Source organism: Gymnodinialimonas sp. (assembly GCF_059726805.1).
Window position 1 is genome coordinate 1,101,192 of record NZ_AP041059.1, and the last position, 16,463, is coordinate 1,117,654.

Here is a 16,463-nt window from a genome sequence, read left to right on the forward strand (position 1 = left end):
GCGCTGCGCCCTATGATGCCCCCTCTGTCCTTCGGCCTGAGATCGTTATCCCTTCGGCGGAGGGTCATGGCCCTCACTCTCCAGAGTACTGTCGTGCCACCACAGGTCCGTTTGCCTGAGAGTTTACCGGGGCGGTTGCTCCTTCGGCCCAAAGCGACGTCGCGATGCGGCGTCGCCAAGAGTCTCCCTATGGTTGCATGCGAAAGAATACAGAGACGCGCGGTGCTTTCAAGAGGGGTTGATAGCTTTCGTCAATTGCCCCATTCGAGAGCCATGAATGATCCGTATTTCTTTGGCTACGGCAGCCTTGTGAACCGCAAAACCCATGCCTATCCGCAGGCCATTCAGGCCCATGTGACGGGCTGGCGACGGACCTGGAAGGGCACGGTTCTGCGCGAAGTGGCCTATCTGACGGCGGAACCTGATTCGGGCGGTGAGATTGCCGGGCTGATCGCCGCCGTGCCGGGCGCGGATTGGGCGGCGCTGGATGTGCGCGAGGCGGCGTATGCGCGCCACGGCGTGGGCGACATCCGCCATGGGCATGGGGACGGCCTCGATGTCCAGATCTACGCGGTGGAGCCGCAGCACGTGGACACCAAGCACCACCCGATCCTGTTGAGCTATCTCGATACCGTCATTCAGGGCTATCTGGCCGAATTCGGAGAGGCGGGCGCGCAGGCGTTTTTTGAGACAACGGGCGGCTGGCACCACCCGATCCGCGACGATCGCGCGGCGCCGATTTATCCGCGGGCGACCGAGTTGACGCGGGCGGAGCGGGCCTTCGTGGATAGAAACCTGGCGCGGGTAGGGGCCCGATAGAGCCCAAAACCTACGCCGCTTCGCGGCTAAACGGTGAAACCTACGCCGCTACGCGGCTATACGGTAAGATGCCGGGCGCGGGCACCGCGTTCAATGGCGGCGGCGTGGAGGCGGTCGATGGCGAAAACATCGCGCATCTCTTGCAGGAACCGCAGCTCGGCCTGGGCCAGTTTGCCGTCGGCGGCGGCCACGTCGCAGGCCAGCGCATAGGCGGTTTCAAACAGATGCTCGGGCAGGTTTTCCTTCACCAACCCAAAGAGCGCGTCCAAGCCGTCTTCCTCTTCAAAGAGGTCGAACACCACATTGGCCACGCGGCGCATCCGGTCCGCGTCGTAAGCCCCGAACACGGGCAGGTAGTTCACCATCTGCTCGATCGACAACAATTCCTCGGTCCGGATCGTCTCGTCGGAGACGGAAATCCCCACCATCACGGCCACAAGGCTGTCTTCGGGGCTGAAACTGTGGTCGGGCATTCTTGGATCTCCTGGGTTGGTGTTCCATTTATTGACGACCGTGCCGGTAAACAATAGGTGCGGGGCCGGGCAATTTGGCCCGTATTTCAAGGTGAGATGAGATGACCGACCTGCGCGACGCTGCAATGACCTCCAAGGCCTGGCCCTTTGAAGAGGCGCGGCGCGTGCTGAAACGCTATGAAAAGGCGCCGCCCGAGAAGGGATATGTGCTGTTCGAGACGGGCTATGGCCCGTCGGGCCTGCCCCATATCGGGACCTTCGGAGAGGTCTTGCGCACAACCATGGTGCGCCGTGCGTTCGAGGTGATCAGCGACATCCCGACGAAGCTGATTTGTTTTTCCGATGACCTCGATGGGATGCGCAAGGTGCCGGGCAATGTCCCCAACGCGGATAGCCTGACGGAGCATTTGCAGCGGCCCCTGACGAGTGTGCCTGATCCGTTTGGCACCCACGAGAGCTTTGGCCACCATAACAATGCGATGTTGCGGCGGTTCCTGGATACCTTCGGGTTTGAGTATGAGTTCATCAGCGCGACGGAGTTCTATGGCTCTGGCAAGTTTGACGAGATCCTCAAGCGCGCGGTGGAACGCTACGACGACATCATGAAGGTGATGCTGAAGTCCCTGCGCGAAGAGCGTCAGCAGACCTATTCGATTTTCCTGCCGATCCACCCGGAAACGGGCCGCGTGCTGTATGTGCCGATGAAAGAGGTGAACGCGGAAGACCACACGATCACTTTTGATGATGAGGAGGGGCGTGAGTGGACGCTGCCCGTGACGGGTGGCCGCGTGAAGCTGCAATGGAAGCCTGATTTCGGGGCCCGGTGGGCGGCGCTTGGCGTCGATTTCGAGATGTTCGGCAAAGACCATTCCACCAACGCCGAGATCTACGGCAGCATCTGCAAGATCCTTGGGACACCGGCGCCGATCAACTACACGTTCGAGCTGTTTCTGGATGAGAACGGGCAGAAGATCTCCAAAACATCCGGCAACGGGATCAGCATTGACGAATGGCTGACCTATGCGTCCTCTGAGAGCCTTGCGTATTTCATGTACGGCAAGCCGCGCACGGCCAAGCGGATGTATTTTGACGTGATCCCGAAGGCGGTGGATGAGTATCACCAACAGCTGCGCGCTTACGCGGGCCAGGACACGGGCGCGCGCTTGGCGAACCCGGTCTACCACATCCACGGTCACTACGTGCCCGCCAGCACGATGGTGGTGCCCTTCGCGATGCTGTTGAACCTGGCCAGCGTTTCCGGCGCGCAGGAGAAAGAGAAGCTGTGGGGCTTCATCAACCGCTATGCGCCTGAGGCGAGCCCGGAAAAGAACCCCGATCTGGATCAGGCGGCGGGTTTTGCGATCCGCTACTTTAATGATTTCGTGAAGCCGACGCGGGTGTTCCGCTTGGCCACGGATCAAGAGCGCCGGGCGATGGAAGAGCTGGTGGCCTGCCTCGGCGATGCCGACAAGGCGCTGGACGTGATCGCGCGCAAGAACGCGCAGGAGGGCAAGGATGTGCCGCTGCCCGAGGTCAACTGGAACGATGACGAGTTTCTGCAGTCCATCGTCTTTGCCATCGGCAAGACCCACGAGTTTGATCCGCTGCGCGCCTGGTTCTCGGGCCTTTACGAGGTGCTGTTGGGGGCGTCGCAGGGCCCGCGGTTCGGCGGGTTCATCGCGCTTTACGGCATCGCGGAGACGGTGCAGCTGATCGAGGACGGGTTGGCTGGCAAACTTGTGACCTGAAATCCGGCGCGGCGGCGCTAGGTTGCGGAGCATCGAATAAAGGAGATGCCCCATGATCCGCGCCGCCGTTTTGTCGTTTGCCCTCGCCTTTGCTGCCCTGCTGCCCGCGAGTGCCCAGGAAATGCTGGACCCCAACCCCGAGATCGAGGCCGTGATCGGCAGCCAGATCAACGCGTTCCGCGCCGAGGACGTGCTGGACGCCTGGCAATACGCCAGCCCCAACATCCAAGGCATGTTCGGCGATCCGCAGAACTTCGGGCGGATGGTCGAGCAGGGCTATCCGATGGTCTGGAACCCGGCAGAGGTCGATTTCATCGACCTGCAGACCTTTGGCGCGGTGATCGTGCAGCGGGTGGAGGTTGTCGATCAGGCGGGGAACCTGCATTACCTGGGCTACGCGATGATCGAAACCGAGGACGGCTGGCGGATCAACGGTGTTCAGGTCCTGCGGGCCCCCGCGCTGGGGGCTTGAGCGCGGCCGCCGTTTCGCGCTGCAACGGGCGCCGGACATTGAGGGGTTGCGCCGCCTGACGGCGTCGCCGGGGGCCTCGCGCACCTGCGGTGCGCTCGGCCTCGGTGCATGATGTCCAAGGCCGGGCCCAAACCACCTCACTTTTCTACGCTGCGTTAACGGTCTCTTAATCTCTATGGCCTAATCATGGCCTTGCAATCCGGGTAATCGGCCGTCCCAGTCGGCTGATCGCCCGGACGTTTTCAGACATTGCAAAACAACCGAGGTGACCGTTCAGGGCACCTCGGTTGCCCCTGTTCCGGTCGATGGATGATGCGGGGCCCCTTTGGTTGGGCGATAGCCCCGCGCGGAAAAGGGGTACGACATGAACCAGGTGATCACAGACGGCCTTATCTTGATGCCGCCCGCATTTGCCGATGGCCTGGGCGATTGGTCCCGGCAGGATGGCCGTCCAGGCAGCGATACATGGGCCACCGCGCCCAATGCCGCGATTGTCGCGGCAGACAGCGATTTCGGCGATTGCCTGGAAATCGTGAAGATCGATGCCACCACCAAACTGCGTTCCATGGGGCAGACGCCCGTCATTCCGGGGACCTACCTTCGGATCTCGGCGCGGGTCAAAGTGCTGTCGGGCAACCTGCCCGACGTGCGCATCGCGGCCTGGCCAGGCACCGGGTCAAACACCTATGTCTCGGGCCTGACCGAAACGGCCTCCTCGGTCGATATCCCGGGCTACGGCAGCATTGTGACGGTCAGCGCGATCCTGGGCTCGGGCGAGCGCGGCGGCGTCGACATGGCTTGGGGCACGGGCCCCAGCTATGCCCATGTGGGCCTTGACCTGACCGGCCCCAACGGCGGGCAGGTGCGGATCGAAAGCATCACGGTTGAGGACGTCACCTCGGTCTTCCACCGCAAGCTGATGGATTGGGTCGACGTGCGCGACTACGGTGCCGTGGGCGATGGCACCACCGACGACCGCGCCGCGTTCTTCGCCGCCGATGCCGCTGCCGCCGGGCGCGAGGTGCTGATCCCCGCCGGTGATTACTACGTCGGCAACAACCTGACCCTCACCAACCCCGCCCGCTTCGAGGGCCGCCTTGTGATGCCAGACGCGGCCCGCCTGTCGCTGAACGAGAACTTCGACCTCGACGGCTATACCGAGGCGTTCGGGGACGAGGTCACCGGCCTGAAGAAGGGCCTGCAACAGCTGTTCAACCAGTCCGAGTTCGAGGCGTTCGATCTGTGTGGTCGCCGCGTCGTGCTGGACGCGCCGCTGGATATTCAGGCCATCGTCGGCAACCGCAACACCTATGCCAACCGCCGCGTTTTGCGCAACGGGCAGTTCACAGCTGCCGCCTCCAGCGCGTGGAATGACACAGTCACCTCGCGCAGCGCCAATTGGTCGGCCAACAGCGCGTTTGAATTGTCGAACGTGTCCAACGCGGCCTCCATCGAGGTGGGCTCGCTGGTTACCGCACCCCAGGGCGTCGGGCGCGAGGTCTATGTGCGCGCCGTCAATGCCGCGCAGAACAAGGTCTTCCTGTCCTCGCCCCTGGGGGCGCCGCCGGCCAACCAGACCTATACCTTCACTCGCTTCAAGTTCATGCTCGACTTCATCGGCTGGCAGAACCTGCAACGGTTCATCGTGTCGGACATCGAGTTCCTTTGTGGTGGCCTCTGTTCGGCGATCAACCTGTCGCTCGATGGCCTGGTGTTCCAGATCCAGGATTGCTTCTTCACCGCCCCCAAGGACCGGGCGATTACCTCGGCGGACGAGGGGTGCCAGGGCATGCAGATCGACCGCTGCCAGTTCTTGTCGAACGAACAGGCGATCAACGTGCCGCAGCGCAAGACGATCTGCTTCAACATCAACTCCAGCGACTGCAAGATCCGCGACAACCGGGCCAACAAGTTCCTGCACTTCGGGGTGATTTCGGGTTCGGGCAACATCATCTCGGGCAACCACTTCTTCCAGGGCGACGGCATCGTGGAGGGCGTCCGCTCCCCCGGTTTGGTGATCGCGGAGGCCAACGCCAAGTGTACCTTCACCGGCAACTACGTCGACAATTGCTACATCGAGTGGACGAACGAGAAGGACCCGAGCCCCGATTTCTCGGGCGGGCTGTCGTTCCACGGGCTGACGGTTCAGGGCAACATCTTCTTTGCCACCAATACGGCGCCCTGGATGCGGTTCATCGCGATCAAACCCCATGGCTCGGACCACTTCATCAACGGCATGTCGGTGACGGGCAACCTGTTCAAGAAGACCAACGGCGCGCAGCTGGAGGCCGTGGACGGGGTGGATGATTCTATCGCCAATCTGGATCTGAACCGCACGGCGGACCTGGAATTCAAGGGCAACGTGTTCCACGGCATCGTGAAACGGACGGAAAACCCGATCTCGATCCGGTCGGTACAGGGGTCGGCGGTGCAGACCTGGAACGTGGACCTAAGCGATTGGCTGCCCTTCGGCGCGCCTGCGAAATACGCGCTGTCGGTGCTGCCCGATGGCCCGCTGCGGTCGGTTTCCAACGTGATCGTCTATTCCTCACCCTATGCGCAGGGGTTGCAAGGCGTGGGAGGGCAGACGTTGCGTGTGACCTGGTCCCAGGCCGTGCGCGGGGCGGCCTATGTTACGGCGCGCTGCGACAACTGACGCAGGTCACCTTGCGCGCGCGGCACGCGGTGGACGCGTGAGGTGATGGGGGACCCCCGGGCATGCGACGGCAGCCCGGGGGTCTTGCGTTTCGCGGCTTCTCCTTTCGGGCCGCGCGCGGTAGATGCGGCGGGATGGAGGAGGAAACCGTGCTGGCCGTTGAATCTGTGCAAGACTATCCGCGCCCGCCCGCGCTGGAGCCCGTGGCGCAGCGCCTGCGCGCGGTCTTCAAGGGCGTGCCCGTGGCCGATAGTGAGGCGGGTTTGCGGGTGTTGGAGACGCACCACGCGCCGACGTATTACATTCCGCCTGCTGATGTCCTGGGCTCTGCCCTCGTGCCCGTGGCCCATGAGACGTTCTGCGAATGGAAGGGGCGGGCGGTCTACTATGATCTGGTGATCAACGGGCGCCGGGCGCGCAAGGCCGCCTGGAGCTATCCCGCCCCCACGGCCCGGTTTGAGGCGCTGCGGGACTACGTGGCCTTTTATGCCACGTCCTTGGACGAGGCCTTTGTGGGCAGTGTCCGCGTGGTGCCCCAGCCCGGGGATTTCTATGGCGGATGGGTGACGCCGAACCTGACCGGCCGGATCAAGGGCGCGATGGGGACGCTACACTGGTAGCCCGCGAGCGGGCGGGGCACTGGAAGGCGGTTAGCCTGCCGCGCTGCGCACCATCCGCTCGGCGCTGATATAGCGCGTCAGCTCTTGCCAGGTGTCGGGATCCAACAGCGACAGCAGCCCCTCGGCCACGTTGTAGCCATAGCTCAGCCGGTCACCGCCCGGCGTGACGAAGGTCAGATGCGCGCCGTCGGTCTCGATATCCGCCTGCTTCTCGCAGGTCCAAAGGCTGGTGCCCTCGTTGCGCAGCGCCCAGATGCCGGTGAAGGTCTCTCCGGTTTCATCACTCGCGCTGAGGATCGTGTAGGCGTGATCGGCGGTGAAATCCCAGCCGTCGCCGGTATCATCCTCGCGCCAGGTGCCGACGGGGGTCGCGCCCTCGCCCATCACCCGCGTATAGCTGCGCCCGCCCCAGATCATCCGCGCGCCACCGTCCTCAAAGCTGAGCGGCTCATCGGGTTCGGCGATGTAATAGCTGCCATCCTCGGTGATCTCATAGGTCTGAGGTTGGCCGGGCAGCAGCCAGATGCCGATCAGGGTGGGGTCGAGAGAGGTCTGTGTCATGGGTCCAAGATGACATGGAATTTTCGCGGTGCCTAATGGTTAAGGCGGCATCGGCGGGAAATTGGGTCGATTAAAGCAGAAATTCATGAACTCGTATCACTCAACGCTGCCTGAAATCAAAGATTTCAACGCGTTGAGTGATGCGCGATGTTTCAGTTCGACTGAATTTCGCTATCAGGCCACAAGGTCAGCGGCGGTGAGGTGAAAGGCCTTGCCGAAGCCGCCATTCAGGAACGCGCCGGTGGGGGCGAATTGGGTCAGTTGGAAGTCGGTGAAGTCGTAGTAGAGCTGCGCCTTGGGGTAGAGCGACAGGTAGTGGCCCTTCAGGGCCGACTTGTCGGCGGGGGTGGCCACGGCCTGAAGGGTCAGGCGCGGGTGGGTCAGCGGATCCCCCTTGGGGCCGGGCTCGCCGATCAGCACCGAGCAGGCGGGGTTGGCCTTGAGCGCGGTGGTGTGGGTGGACAGCGTGGAGATCAGCGACAGGGGCCCGCCGTCCGTGCCGGGGACAAGGGCGATGCGGGTCACGACGGGGGTGCCGGTGTCGGGGTCCAGGACGGCGAGGGCGGCGAAGCGCGCGGTGTGGATCAGCGTTTGCGCCAGGGCGCGGGCGTCGTCGTCGGTGGGGCGGATGGGGTTGGTCATGGCGCGAGAATAACAGGCGAGGGGGCCGGGGGCGAGGGCAGAGGGGTGCGGTGCGCGTTAGAACTCCTGCCAGATCGACAGTGACATCCCGACCGCATCGCTGCCGGTCAACGCCCCCCGCGCGCCGAGGCGCAGGGAGGTGCCGTCGCGGATCTGGAAGACGAAAGACGGCGAGGCCGTCACCAGGGGATCGGCATCGGGCCAATCCTCGGCCTTCAGCGAGAACACCAGCGCGGCACGGTCTGAGAGGTTAAACCCGACGGTGCCCTCGGCCTGCAGGATCGGCTGGTCGATCTCCAGATCATAGAGCGCCACAAGATCCAGCGTGACCCAGCCGCCCTGGTGGCGCATCGGCATGTACCAGGCGTCGCCACCGCCGCCGAACCCGCGCCCGAGGGACGCGCCGAGGCGCAAAAGCCCATGGGGGTCCGCATCGCCCAATTGCCGCACGCCAAGGCCTGCATCGACGGCAAACTGCCAGGTCGCCTCAGGCGCGCTTAGGGAATAGCGCAGGAAGCCGACCGCCTGACGGCTCAGGTCCCCTTGGCCAAGGTCGATGCCAAGGGTCAGACTGTGGCCCAGACCCACCTCACCATAGAGGCTCAGGTAGGTTTCAGGCTCCCACAGGCCGGCCATCAGATCCGAGGGAGCTTCTTCCGCCGAGACCTGGAATGACACGAAAACATCGCCCGCATCGCGCGCCCACGGGCCAGCCGTGGCCGGCAGGGCACTTAGACCCACCACCACGCCAAGACCCCAAACCGTGACCCCCTTGCAACGCATAAGTGAGATAAAGGCCGCATAGAGTTAACAAATCCCTAACGCGCCTTGTTGCAACTGCGGGCAGACCGCCATGCTACGGCCTACACGCCACAGATTCGGGGGAATCGCTGTTTTGGCCACTGTGTGTTTGCTTAACGAATATCGCCTTACCGCTGGACCCTGCCAGCACGCGCCCCATGGTTGAGCTGTCGGGCAACATCCGAGCGGCCCTTGCCGCAGGCGCGACGATGCCCGGGGAAAAGCGTGCGTTTGGCCAACCCATGCGCCTGCGCTCGGGGCCTTTGGCGGGCAATGTCATGACAGTCTATCGCGGCGGGCGCGACCCAGAAGTGCAGGAATTGCTGGCGCGCCGTCACGACTCCTACATTGATTGCCTGCGCCTTGCGGGCGTGCGCGTGCCGGAAACGCACCTGCGCCTGATCGACGAGGCGGGGATGCAGCGTCCGGTCATCGTGCAGAAGGCGGTGCCCGACGACAGTATGTTGGTGCCCCTGATCCGAAAGGCCGGACCCAAGGCCGCCATTGGCCTGTTGGACCGGGTCGCCACCGATGTGGCCGAGTTCTGGCGCCGCGTCGCGCAGCGGCCCGAGCGGGTTGGCTTCCATGCCCTGATCGAGCGTTTCGGCATGGACGAGAACGGCCCCTTGTTCCTCGATACGTTCCCGCCGTTGATCTCCTACAGCCGTGACGAGATGGGGCAATTGATCCAGCGGTTTGCCGACAATGGCCTGGTGCGCGGGCTTGGCAAGGTTCTGCCCGGGCGTCTGCGCGACATGCAGGACCGCTGGTATACGCCCGCGGGATCTGTCCAGACGCTGATCGACGGCGCGTTGCACCTGCGCCCGGCGGATGCGGAAGAGATCCTGGATTGGGCCGACAGGTTTGCCGCCACCCGCCTGGAAGGGCCGTGGCGCAACGCCGTGCAGGCGCAACTGGCGCGGCACGCGCGGGCTGCGAAGATCAATGTCGGACGTTGGAGCAGCCTTGCCGGACGTGACCGGCCCCATGCCTGACGCCGCTTTGCGGCCTGGGGACTGTCGCGCCGACATGAAGGTCGTCTTGGTCCACCCGGAAATTCCCGGCAACACCGGCACCATCGGACGCACCTGCGTGGCGCTGGAGTTGGAGTTGATCCTGATCCACCCCTTGGGCTTTGATATCACGGAGAAATCCGTGCGGCGGGCGGGGCTTGATTATTGGAAGCACGTCCGGCTGAGCGAGTACGACAGCTGGCAGGCGTTCATGGCGGACCGCGCGCCGCGCGCCGACCAGCTGTTCCTGTTTGAAAACGGCGGAGAGGGCGGCTCTGTCTACGGGCCGGAGTATCCCGGCGACGCCTATCTGGTCTTCGGAAAAGAGACGAAGGGCCTGCCGCCCGAGGTGTTGGACGGCCGCGCGGATCGCACGTTCCATCTGCCCATGCGCTCGCCCCACATCCGCTCCCTGAACCTCGCCAATGCGGCCACGGCGGTGATCTACCAGGCCATGCGCGCTTATCTGACATAGCGCGGTTGGCCGGGTCGCCCTGGGCAGGGGCCTCACGATTTTCAAACCGGCGCCCGAAAAGTGCCGCAATCTTTGGGTGTTCTGGGTCGAAGTAATTCGTAATTGCCAGGCTGGAGTCCCAATAATGGCCCTCAATTTTAAGACTTTCCTCGCTGATGAGCGCGGTGCCATCAGCGTCGACTGGGTCGTCCTGACGGCGGCTTGTGTCGCCTTGGGTCTGCTGGCGATCACGATGATTTCGGGCTCGATCCGCGACAACGGGACCGAGGCCAGCGCGATCATGCAAACCTATGAAATCAATCACGAGTTTGACACTGAAGCCGAGATTGCGGCGCTTCAGGAGGCTGCAAACGATGCGTTGACGCCGGATCCTGAGCCCGAGCCGGTCAACTAAGACCGCCCCGACACAGGCCCCCGTTTTGGGAAAAGCTTTTCATGCCACCCGCGAATGAGTATTCGCAGGTGGCAAGATGCGTTTGCACGGCCCCCAAACCTGAAAGCCTCCGGTGATGTCTGACCCTGATTATGCACAAAAACCCGCTGCCACCGACGACAAACCGAGCCTGGAGGCCGAGGTGCGCGCGCTGCGAGAAGAGCTGACGTTCTTGCGCAAGCATCGGATGTTCCAGGTCTACCAATCGGTCCCCCGCGTGCTGTTCTTCCGGTTCGCGGTCGGCATGGCGGTGGGCCTTGGCACGGTGATCGGCGCAACGGTTCTGCTGTCGCTGATCATCTGGGCGCTGAGCCAGATCGAGTTCATTCCAATCATCGGCGAGTGGTCGGCGCAGATCGCGCAAGAGATCGAGGGAGCGGTCAACGGCGGGGATTGAACGCCCGACGCTTGAGATGTGCGCATTGCCGCTTACATGTTTTGGGACGGCGCAGATCTGACCCAAATGGAGAACGCTCATGCAATGCCCCATCGACGGAACCACCCTTGTGATGTCGGACCGCCAGGGTGTGGAGATCGATTACTGCCCCTCCTGCCGCGGCGTGTGGCTGGACCGAGGCGAATTGGACAAGATCATCGAACGCTCCGTCCCCAGCGCGGCCGCCCCGGCGCCTGAACCGCGCGAAAGCTACGAGGACGCGCGCGCGCCCCGCCGCAAGAAGCGCGGGTCTTTCCTGGATGATATCTTCGATTTCTGAAGTGCCGCCCTCAGCGCGCGGCCAACCGGCTGAACAGGTCAAAATACTGGGCGCCGACCTTCGCCCAAGTGTAGTGCCGCTGCGCGATTTCCTGTAGCGCGGCGCCCTGTCCGGCCTGGTGCGGCCCCTCCAGCGCGGCCTTGAGGTCTGTTTTGCCAGTGAAGTATTGCGCCGCGTCCTGGGTCGCGATCCGGTTGAAGGTGCAGTCAAACGCCAGGATCGGGTGGCCGATGTGCATCATCTCGACCAGCGCGGGATTGGTGCCACCGGCGGAATGGCCGTGAACATAGGCCCGCGCCCCCTGGCGCAGCGCAAAGAGCGGCCCGGGCGCATAGATCGGGTCCAGCAGGCGCAGGTTCGCCGTGCCCTGGAACCGGGCTTTCAGGCCCTGCCCATATGGGCTGTCGTCCCAGTTTCCCACGAAAACCAAGGGTTTACCCGTTTCCGTGAAGGCCTCAAGAATGGTCTGGACGTTGTTCTCGGGCTCAATCCGGCAGAGCGCCAGCGTATAGCCCTCGGGCAGGTTTTCCGGCGCGGCAGAGGGCGGTTGCGGCGGCGTCGTGGCGTGATCGCCGCCGTAGGCAATGACCTCGGCCTCGACCCCGTATTCCGCGCGCAGATGCTGCGCAATGGCGGGGCTATCGGCGATCACGGCGTCCGAATGGCGCACCGCCAGCTTTTCGGACCAGCGCAGGAACGCGCGGGCCGGGGCGGACCACTTACCGCGCCGCCATTCCAGCCCGTCCACATGGGTGACAACGCGTGTGCCTTTTCGCGCAAGGGCGGGCAGGGCGATGGCCCCGGACACGCCCAACAACAGCGCCACATCGGTGCCACGGGTGATTGCATCGCGCAGCGTGGTCGTGTCGTAGATCACGCTCGACGCCCCATTGGCGCGAAAACGCGAGTACCGAAGCTCTGCCTTGCCGAAGGTTTCGGGCTGATCGGGGTAGACGGGACGGCTGCAATAGACGCTCAGCGCTTCGGGGCGATCCGTGTCGGCATGAAAGCGCGCAAGATTATCTGCCAGCGTCTCAAATCCGCCATATCTCGCGGGGACCCCCACGGACCCCAGGATCGCGATCCGATGGCGGTTTATGTCTTTCATTTCAACCCTTTGGAAGGTTGGCACCTGCTTGGCACCCGTGATCCCTGGGGCACGCTATATGATCACGATCCGAATTGGAAAAGGCAAAGCCTAGGCGACACGCGATATTGTGTTCTAGACTCGCCTCTGTATTAACCTAATCTTTAATGTCATCAGGTTGATTACAGTTGATATTGAGCGGCGTGTTGGATTTGCGCCTGACGAAACATTGTTGGTATGCGGCCCTGTAATGGCCTGAGGAATGAGATGACGATCGTCCCGGACTTTGACCGCTCTGTCGCATTGCCGGTGCCAAACCGACGCCTGGGTGCACACAGACGGGCTGCGGGTGTCGGCGGCTCGGATGCCTACTGGCGGTTTCGGTCGGTCATTGACGTCGTCGGCGCGCTTTTTCTCTTGCCGATTGTCGCCTGCCTGGCGCTGATCCTTCTGGTGCTCAACCCGCTCTTCAATCCGGGGCCGCTGCTCTACCGTCAACAGCGCATGGGCCAGGGGTGCATGCCGTTTCTTGCGTTCAAATTCCGCACGATGACCTGCGGACCGCAGGAGCGGGGGGCCAATGACCCGGTAGAGGTTGACCGGATCACGCCGCTCGGCGGGATCCTGCGGCGTATGGGGTTGGATGAACTGCCCCAGGCCATAAACGTCCTGCGCCGAGAGATGAGCTTGATCGGCCCGCGCCCCGATTGCGTGCGTCATGCCGAGGAATTCCTGACCGAGATACCGGAATATGGCCGCCGCTTCGTCATTCGCCCGGGGATGAGCGGGTTAGCCCAGATCAAGCTTGGCTATGCCGTTGGCCGCGATGCGACGCGCGCCAAAGCATTGAGCGATATCGATTATATCCGCCATGCAGGGTTCGTGTTGGACCTTTGGATCACCTGGCGCACTCTGGTGACGGTGTTCACCGGACGCGGTGATTGAGCGACACAACGGGCCCGCAAGACGGCTCAGTTGCGGCGGGCCTTCCGTCTCCTAAACCACGCAAATCACCTATCCGCTGATGAAGGTCACGTCCCCTGACGGATCAATGCGCGCGGCTGTCATCGCCCCGCCATAGGCCGCGCCGGTGTCGACGGCGATCCGCCCGGCTTCCGCATAAGGCGCCTCAAAGACATGGTGGCCGAAGGCGACCCATTGGCCGTCGCGACGCTCTGTCTTCAGGAAGGATTCCTTGCCCCACATCAACGTCTTGGGCGACTGCGCCTCCATCGAGACCGCGGGATCGGCGCCTGCATGCACGACCCACAGCGTGCCCGACGACCAGGACAGAGGCAGGTTCGAGACCCAGTCCACAAGCTCCTGACCCATGGCCTCCATCAAATCACCGGCGGCGTCCAAAAGCTCTCCGGCGCCGCGGCTGTTGGTGCTCAGACCCGCCCCGACGCCAAAACTGGCCAGCGTCTGCAAGCCGCCATAGCGGATCCAACGCTTGGCTGATCCCGTCGGATCAGACAGAAAATCGAGCAGCATCCGCTCATGGTTGCCCATCAGGCCGATTAGCTTGTCGGGATAGGTGGTGGTCACATGGGCCATGAAGCGCAGCACGTCGGCGCTGGCTTCGCCCCGATCGATAAAATCCCCGACGAACACGACCTTGCTGTCGACGCCGGCATGGGCGGCAGTATCCGCGTCGATCCGGTTCAGCAGCGTCTCCAACTTGTCGATGCTGCCGTGGATATCCCCAACGACATAGACCACTTCTTCCGGCGCAGGGCCCGTCCATTCCGTCATGCTGCCCACGCCATCATGTTGTCCACCGTGCCATGGTCCGTCTTTCCGGGGCGGCAACGTCCCGCCCACTGCAATTCCGTTGTCGTCGATCAAAGGCCGTCTGTGGATGATGTGCAATCCGATAATTGTTTCACAAGGTCTTTGGGATCACGGCCCCGGACGACCGTGGCTTGGATGCATCGTGGTTTGGGAAAAGGGGGCGGTTTTTGCGGGGATGGCCGTGTGCGTTCGGCGCGAAGAGTGTATGTGAGAGGGGACAATTGGTGTGTCGGGAATCGCTGACCCACTAAATGGAGGATAAAAAGATGAAGCTACTACGCGCGGTGATGGCGGGCTTGGGGATGTTGGGCTTGTCGGCGTGTGGGTCGGCGTATGTGTCGCCGGATGTGTCGGAGTTTGGCGGTGAGGACGGGGTTCGGGTGGTTGAGTTGTCGCCGGCGGTGGTGACCCATGCGAACCGTTCGGCCTATCAGCCCCAGGATCTGCCGGCGGCGTTTTCCAGGATTGCCGGTGGCGGCAGCGGCCCGCGCGGCGGCGCGCGGTTGCCGGACCCGGTGTTTGACGCCCAGGCGCGCCCCGGCGCGTTGGAGCTGCGGGTGCCGCCCCAGGTCAACCCCGGCTCGTACCGGATCGGCGTGGGCGATGTGCTGCTGCTGGCCACGCCGCGCGGCGAATCGACCGTTGAAGAGCTGGCCGGGCTCGTGGCCGCCCAGAACCAGCGCCAGGGCTATACCGTGCAGGACGACGGCGACATCGCCATTCCCGATGTCGGCCGGATCACCGTAGGCGACATGACGCTGGCCGAGGCCGAGGACGCGATCTTCGAGCGTCTGATCGCCGCGCGCATCGACCCCTCGTTCAGCCTGGAAGTGGCCGAGTTCAACTCGCAGCGGATCTCGGTCGGCGGCGCGGTGCGCAGCCCGGGCGTGGTGCCCGTGGGCATGACGCCGGTCTATCTGGCCGAGGTTCTGGCCTCGGCGGGGGGCCTGGACATCAGCTCGGACGATTTCGCGGTGATCCGCATTTACCGCGACGGCAACCTCTACCAGATCCCGACCCAGGACCTCTATTCCAACCAGGGGCTGCAGCGGGTCCGGCTGATTGACGGCGACAGCCTGTTCGTCGACACCGCCTATGATTTCGAGCAGGCCCAGGCCTATTTCGAAGAGGTCATCGCGCGCGCCCAATACACCCAAAGCGCCCGGGCCAATGCCATCGCCGAGCTGCAGACCGAGGTCTCGATCCGCCGCGGCGCGCTGGACGAGAGCCGCCAGAACTTCCGCGACCGGCTGGAGTTCGGGGCCGAGGGCGGTGAGTACGTCTATATCGCGGGCGAAGTGACCTCGCCGGGCCGCTTCGAGTTGCCGTTCGAGAACCGCGCGGTTCTGGCCGATGCGCTCTTTGATGCGGGCGGCTGGAGTGCGAGCACCGGCAACCCGTCGCAGATCTACCTGATGCGCGCCCAGGAGAATTCGTCCTACGCCAGCTCGGTCACGGCCTATCAGCTGGACGGCTCGAACGCGGCCAACCTGGTGCTGGCCACCCGGCTGGAGCTGCGCCCGGGCGACGTGATTTTCGTGGCCGAACAGCCGGTGACGCGCTGGAACCGGGTGATCAACCAGATCACGCCGACGATCCTCAACCTCGGCGCGACGGCGGTGAACTGAGGCCACAAGCGCGGCCCCAAAAGTGGGCACCGGTTTTGGGACAAGCTGCGCGGTAAAAAAGGCCGCAGCCACCTGAAGCAAAAGCACACAAAAAAGCCCCGCCCGGATCACAACCCGGGCGGGGCTTTTTCAATTATACGGGCGCTGATCGCGCAGGCGCGGTCGCCGCTTAGTTACTGCCGTCGGAAGAAGACGCGACGGAGGCGATGATGGCTGCCGCCGCCAGAAGCGCGATCAGGATACCGTTCTCAGCTTCCAGGGTGCCGACGGTGACGTCAGTGGCCGGCGCATTGGTCACAGGCTGGATGCCCTGAGCCATCGCAGAGGTGCCAAGAGCGGCGATAAGAGCGGTCGTCAGAAGGGCCGTTTTCATGGGCATTCTCCAAATATGCAAAAAGACTAGCCTCCTTTTAACGCAGACTCAGCCCCATGACAACGCACAGGGATGAGACGGTCGAAACCAAGCCCCTTTCCGCAAATGCGGCCAAGCCAACAAGGCAAAATAGCGAAAGACAGGGCGGCAGG

Annotated in this window: 19 protein-coding genes and 1 riboswitch; of the genes, 12 read left to right on the forward strand and 7 right to left on the reverse strand. The window is 63.5% G+C overall.

Features of this window, described 5'->3' with window-relative positions:
• Positions 1 to 93: 93 nt before the first annotated feature.
• Positions 94 to 199, reverse strand: a riboswitch (glycine riboswitch).
• Between the two features lie 74 nt (positions 200 to 273).
• The gene (locus AC6I9R_RS05420; protein WP_461427802.1) at positions 274 to 819 is read left to right on the forward strand and encodes a gamma-glutamylcyclotransferase family protein; all 546 of its coding nucleotides are present in this window, start codon (positions 274 to 276) and stop codon (positions 817 to 819) included.
• 56 nt (positions 820 to 875) lie between these two features.
• Here AC6I9R_RS05420 and AC6I9R_RS05425 read toward each other — a convergent pair whose 3' ends face one another.
• Positions 876 to 1,292: a tellurite resistance TerB family protein gene (locus tag AC6I9R_RS05425; protein WP_461427803.1), complete on the reverse strand. Its 417-nt coding sequence runs from the start codon at positions 1,290 to 1,292 to the stop codon at positions 876 to 878.
• Between the two features lie 101 nt (positions 1,293 to 1,393).
• Between AC6I9R_RS05425 and AC6I9R_RS05430 the strand changes: the two genes are divergently transcribed.
• The 4 genes from AC6I9R_RS05430 (at position 1,394) to AC6I9R_RS05445 (ending at position 6,788) form a co-directional block, all read left to right on the forward strand.
• Entirely contained in the window at positions 1,394 to 3,040 is a 1,647-nt protein-coding gene (locus AC6I9R_RS05430; RefSeq protein WP_461427804.1) for a lysine--tRNA ligase, read from the forward strand.
• A gap of 52 nt (positions 3,041 to 3,092) precedes the next feature.
• The gene (locus AC6I9R_RS05435; protein WP_461427805.1) at positions 3,093 to 3,512 is read left to right on the forward strand and encodes a DUF4864 domain-containing protein; all 420 of its coding nucleotides are present in this window, start codon (positions 3,093 to 3,095) and stop codon (positions 3,510 to 3,512) included.
• A gap of 364 nt (positions 3,513 to 3,876) precedes the next feature.
• A complete protein-coding gene (locus AC6I9R_RS05440) occupies positions 3,877 to 6,168 on the forward strand; it encodes a glycosyl hydrolase family 28-related protein (RefSeq protein WP_461427806.1) in 2,292 nt (763 codons plus the stop codon).
• 134 nt (positions 6,169 to 6,302) lie between these two features.
• Positions 6,303 to 6,788 carry a DUF427 domain-containing protein gene (locus AC6I9R_RS05445; protein WP_497863069.1) on the forward strand — a complete coding sequence of 162 codons (486 nt, stop codon included), beginning with the start codon at positions 6,303 to 6,305 and terminating at the stop codon, positions 6,786 to 6,788.
• Between the two features lie 30 nt (positions 6,789 to 6,818).
• Here the strand turns inward: AC6I9R_RS05445 and AC6I9R_RS05450 are convergent, their stop codons facing one another.
• The 3 genes from AC6I9R_RS05450 to AC6I9R_RS05460 form a co-directional block, all read right to left on the reverse strand.
• A complete protein-coding gene (locus AC6I9R_RS05450; RefSeq protein ID WP_461427808.1) occupies positions 6,819 to 7,349 on the reverse strand; it encodes a hypothetical protein in 531 nt (176 codons plus the stop codon).
• A 174-nt stretch (positions 7,350 to 7,523) separates the two neighbouring features.
• Complete coding sequence (locus AC6I9R_RS05455; protein ID WP_461427809.1) at positions 7,524 to 7,991, reverse strand: HugZ family pyridoxamine 5'-phosphate oxidase; 468 nt, start codon at positions 7,989 to 7,991, stop codon at positions 7,524 to 7,526.
• A gap of 57 nt (positions 7,992 to 8,048) precedes the next feature.
• Entirely contained in the window at positions 8,049 to 8,774 is a 726-nt protein-coding gene (locus tag AC6I9R_RS05460; RefSeq protein ID WP_497863070.1) for a hypothetical protein, read from the reverse strand.
• Positions 8,775 to 8,950: 176 nt separating this feature from the next.
• Here AC6I9R_RS05460 and AC6I9R_RS05465 point away from each other — a divergent pair, with 176 nt between their 5' ends.
• The 5 genes from AC6I9R_RS05465 (at position 8,951) to AC6I9R_RS05485 (ending at position 11,429) form a co-directional block, all read left to right on the forward strand.
• Entirely contained in the window at positions 8,951 to 9,787 is an 837-nt protein-coding gene (locus AC6I9R_RS05465) for a DUF6206 family protein (RefSeq protein WP_461427811.1), read from the forward strand.
• On the forward strand, positions 9,780 to 10,280 hold the full coding sequence (locus AC6I9R_RS05470; RefSeq protein ID WP_461427812.1) for a tRNA (cytidine(34)-2'-O)-methyltransferase: 501 nt from the start codon (positions 9,780 to 9,782) through the stop codon (positions 10,278 to 10,280). Before AC6I9R_RS05465 ends, AC6I9R_RS05470 begins: the two co-directional genes overlap by 8 nt.
• A gap of 124 nt (positions 10,281 to 10,404) precedes the next feature.
• A complete protein-coding gene (locus AC6I9R_RS05475) occupies positions 10,405 to 10,674 on the forward strand; it encodes a hypothetical protein (RefSeq protein WP_461427813.1) in 270 nt (89 codons plus the stop codon).
• Positions 10,675 to 10,789: 115 nt separating this feature from the next.
• On the forward strand, positions 10,790 to 11,110 hold the full coding sequence (locus AC6I9R_RS05480) for a DUF5665 domain-containing protein (RefSeq protein ID WP_461427814.1): 321 nt from the start codon (positions 10,790 to 10,792) through the stop codon (positions 11,108 to 11,110).
• A gap of 79 nt (positions 11,111 to 11,189) precedes the next feature.
• Complete coding sequence (locus AC6I9R_RS05485) at positions 11,190 to 11,429, forward strand: TFIIB-type zinc ribbon-containing protein (RefSeq protein WP_461427815.1); 240 nt, start codon at positions 11,190 to 11,192, stop codon at positions 11,427 to 11,429.
• 10 nt (positions 11,430 to 11,439) lie between these two features.
• Here AC6I9R_RS05485 and AC6I9R_RS05490 read toward each other — a convergent pair whose 3' ends face one another.
• Positions 11,440 to 12,537, reverse strand: coding sequence for a DUF1972 domain-containing protein (locus AC6I9R_RS05490; RefSeq protein ID WP_461427816.1), 1,098 nt, complete (start codon positions 12,535 to 12,537; stop codon positions 11,440 to 11,442).
• A gap of 246 nt (positions 12,538 to 12,783) precedes the next feature.
• Between AC6I9R_RS05490 and AC6I9R_RS05495 the strand changes: the two genes are divergently transcribed.
• Positions 12,784 to 13,461, forward strand: coding sequence for a sugar transferase (locus AC6I9R_RS05495; protein ID WP_461427817.1), 678 nt, complete (start codon positions 12,784 to 12,786; stop codon positions 13,459 to 13,461).
• A 69-nt stretch (positions 13,462 to 13,530) separates the two neighbouring features.
• Here AC6I9R_RS05495 and AC6I9R_RS05500 read toward each other — a convergent pair whose 3' ends face one another.
• On the reverse strand, positions 13,531 to 14,271 hold the full coding sequence (locus AC6I9R_RS05500) for a metallophosphoesterase (protein WP_461427818.1): 741 nt from the start codon (positions 14,269 to 14,271) through the stop codon (positions 13,531 to 13,533).
• 305 nt (positions 14,272 to 14,576) lie between these two features.
• On the opposite strand from AC6I9R_RS05500, the gene AC6I9R_RS05505 reads away from it, so the two are divergent.
• Positions 14,577 to 15,938 carry a polysaccharide biosynthesis/export family protein gene (locus AC6I9R_RS05505; protein ID WP_497863071.1) on the forward strand — a complete coding sequence of 454 codons (1,362 nt, stop codon included), beginning with the start codon at positions 14,577 to 14,579 and terminating at the stop codon, positions 15,936 to 15,938.
• Positions 15,939 to 16,107: 169 nt separating this feature from the next.
• Here AC6I9R_RS05505 and AC6I9R_RS05510 read toward each other — a convergent pair whose 3' ends face one another.
• Positions 16,108 to 16,311: a hypothetical protein gene (locus tag AC6I9R_RS05510; RefSeq protein WP_461427828.1), complete on the reverse strand. Its 204-nt coding sequence runs from the start codon at positions 16,309 to 16,311 to the stop codon at positions 16,108 to 16,110.
• Positions 16,312 to 16,463 lie beyond the last annotated feature (152 nt).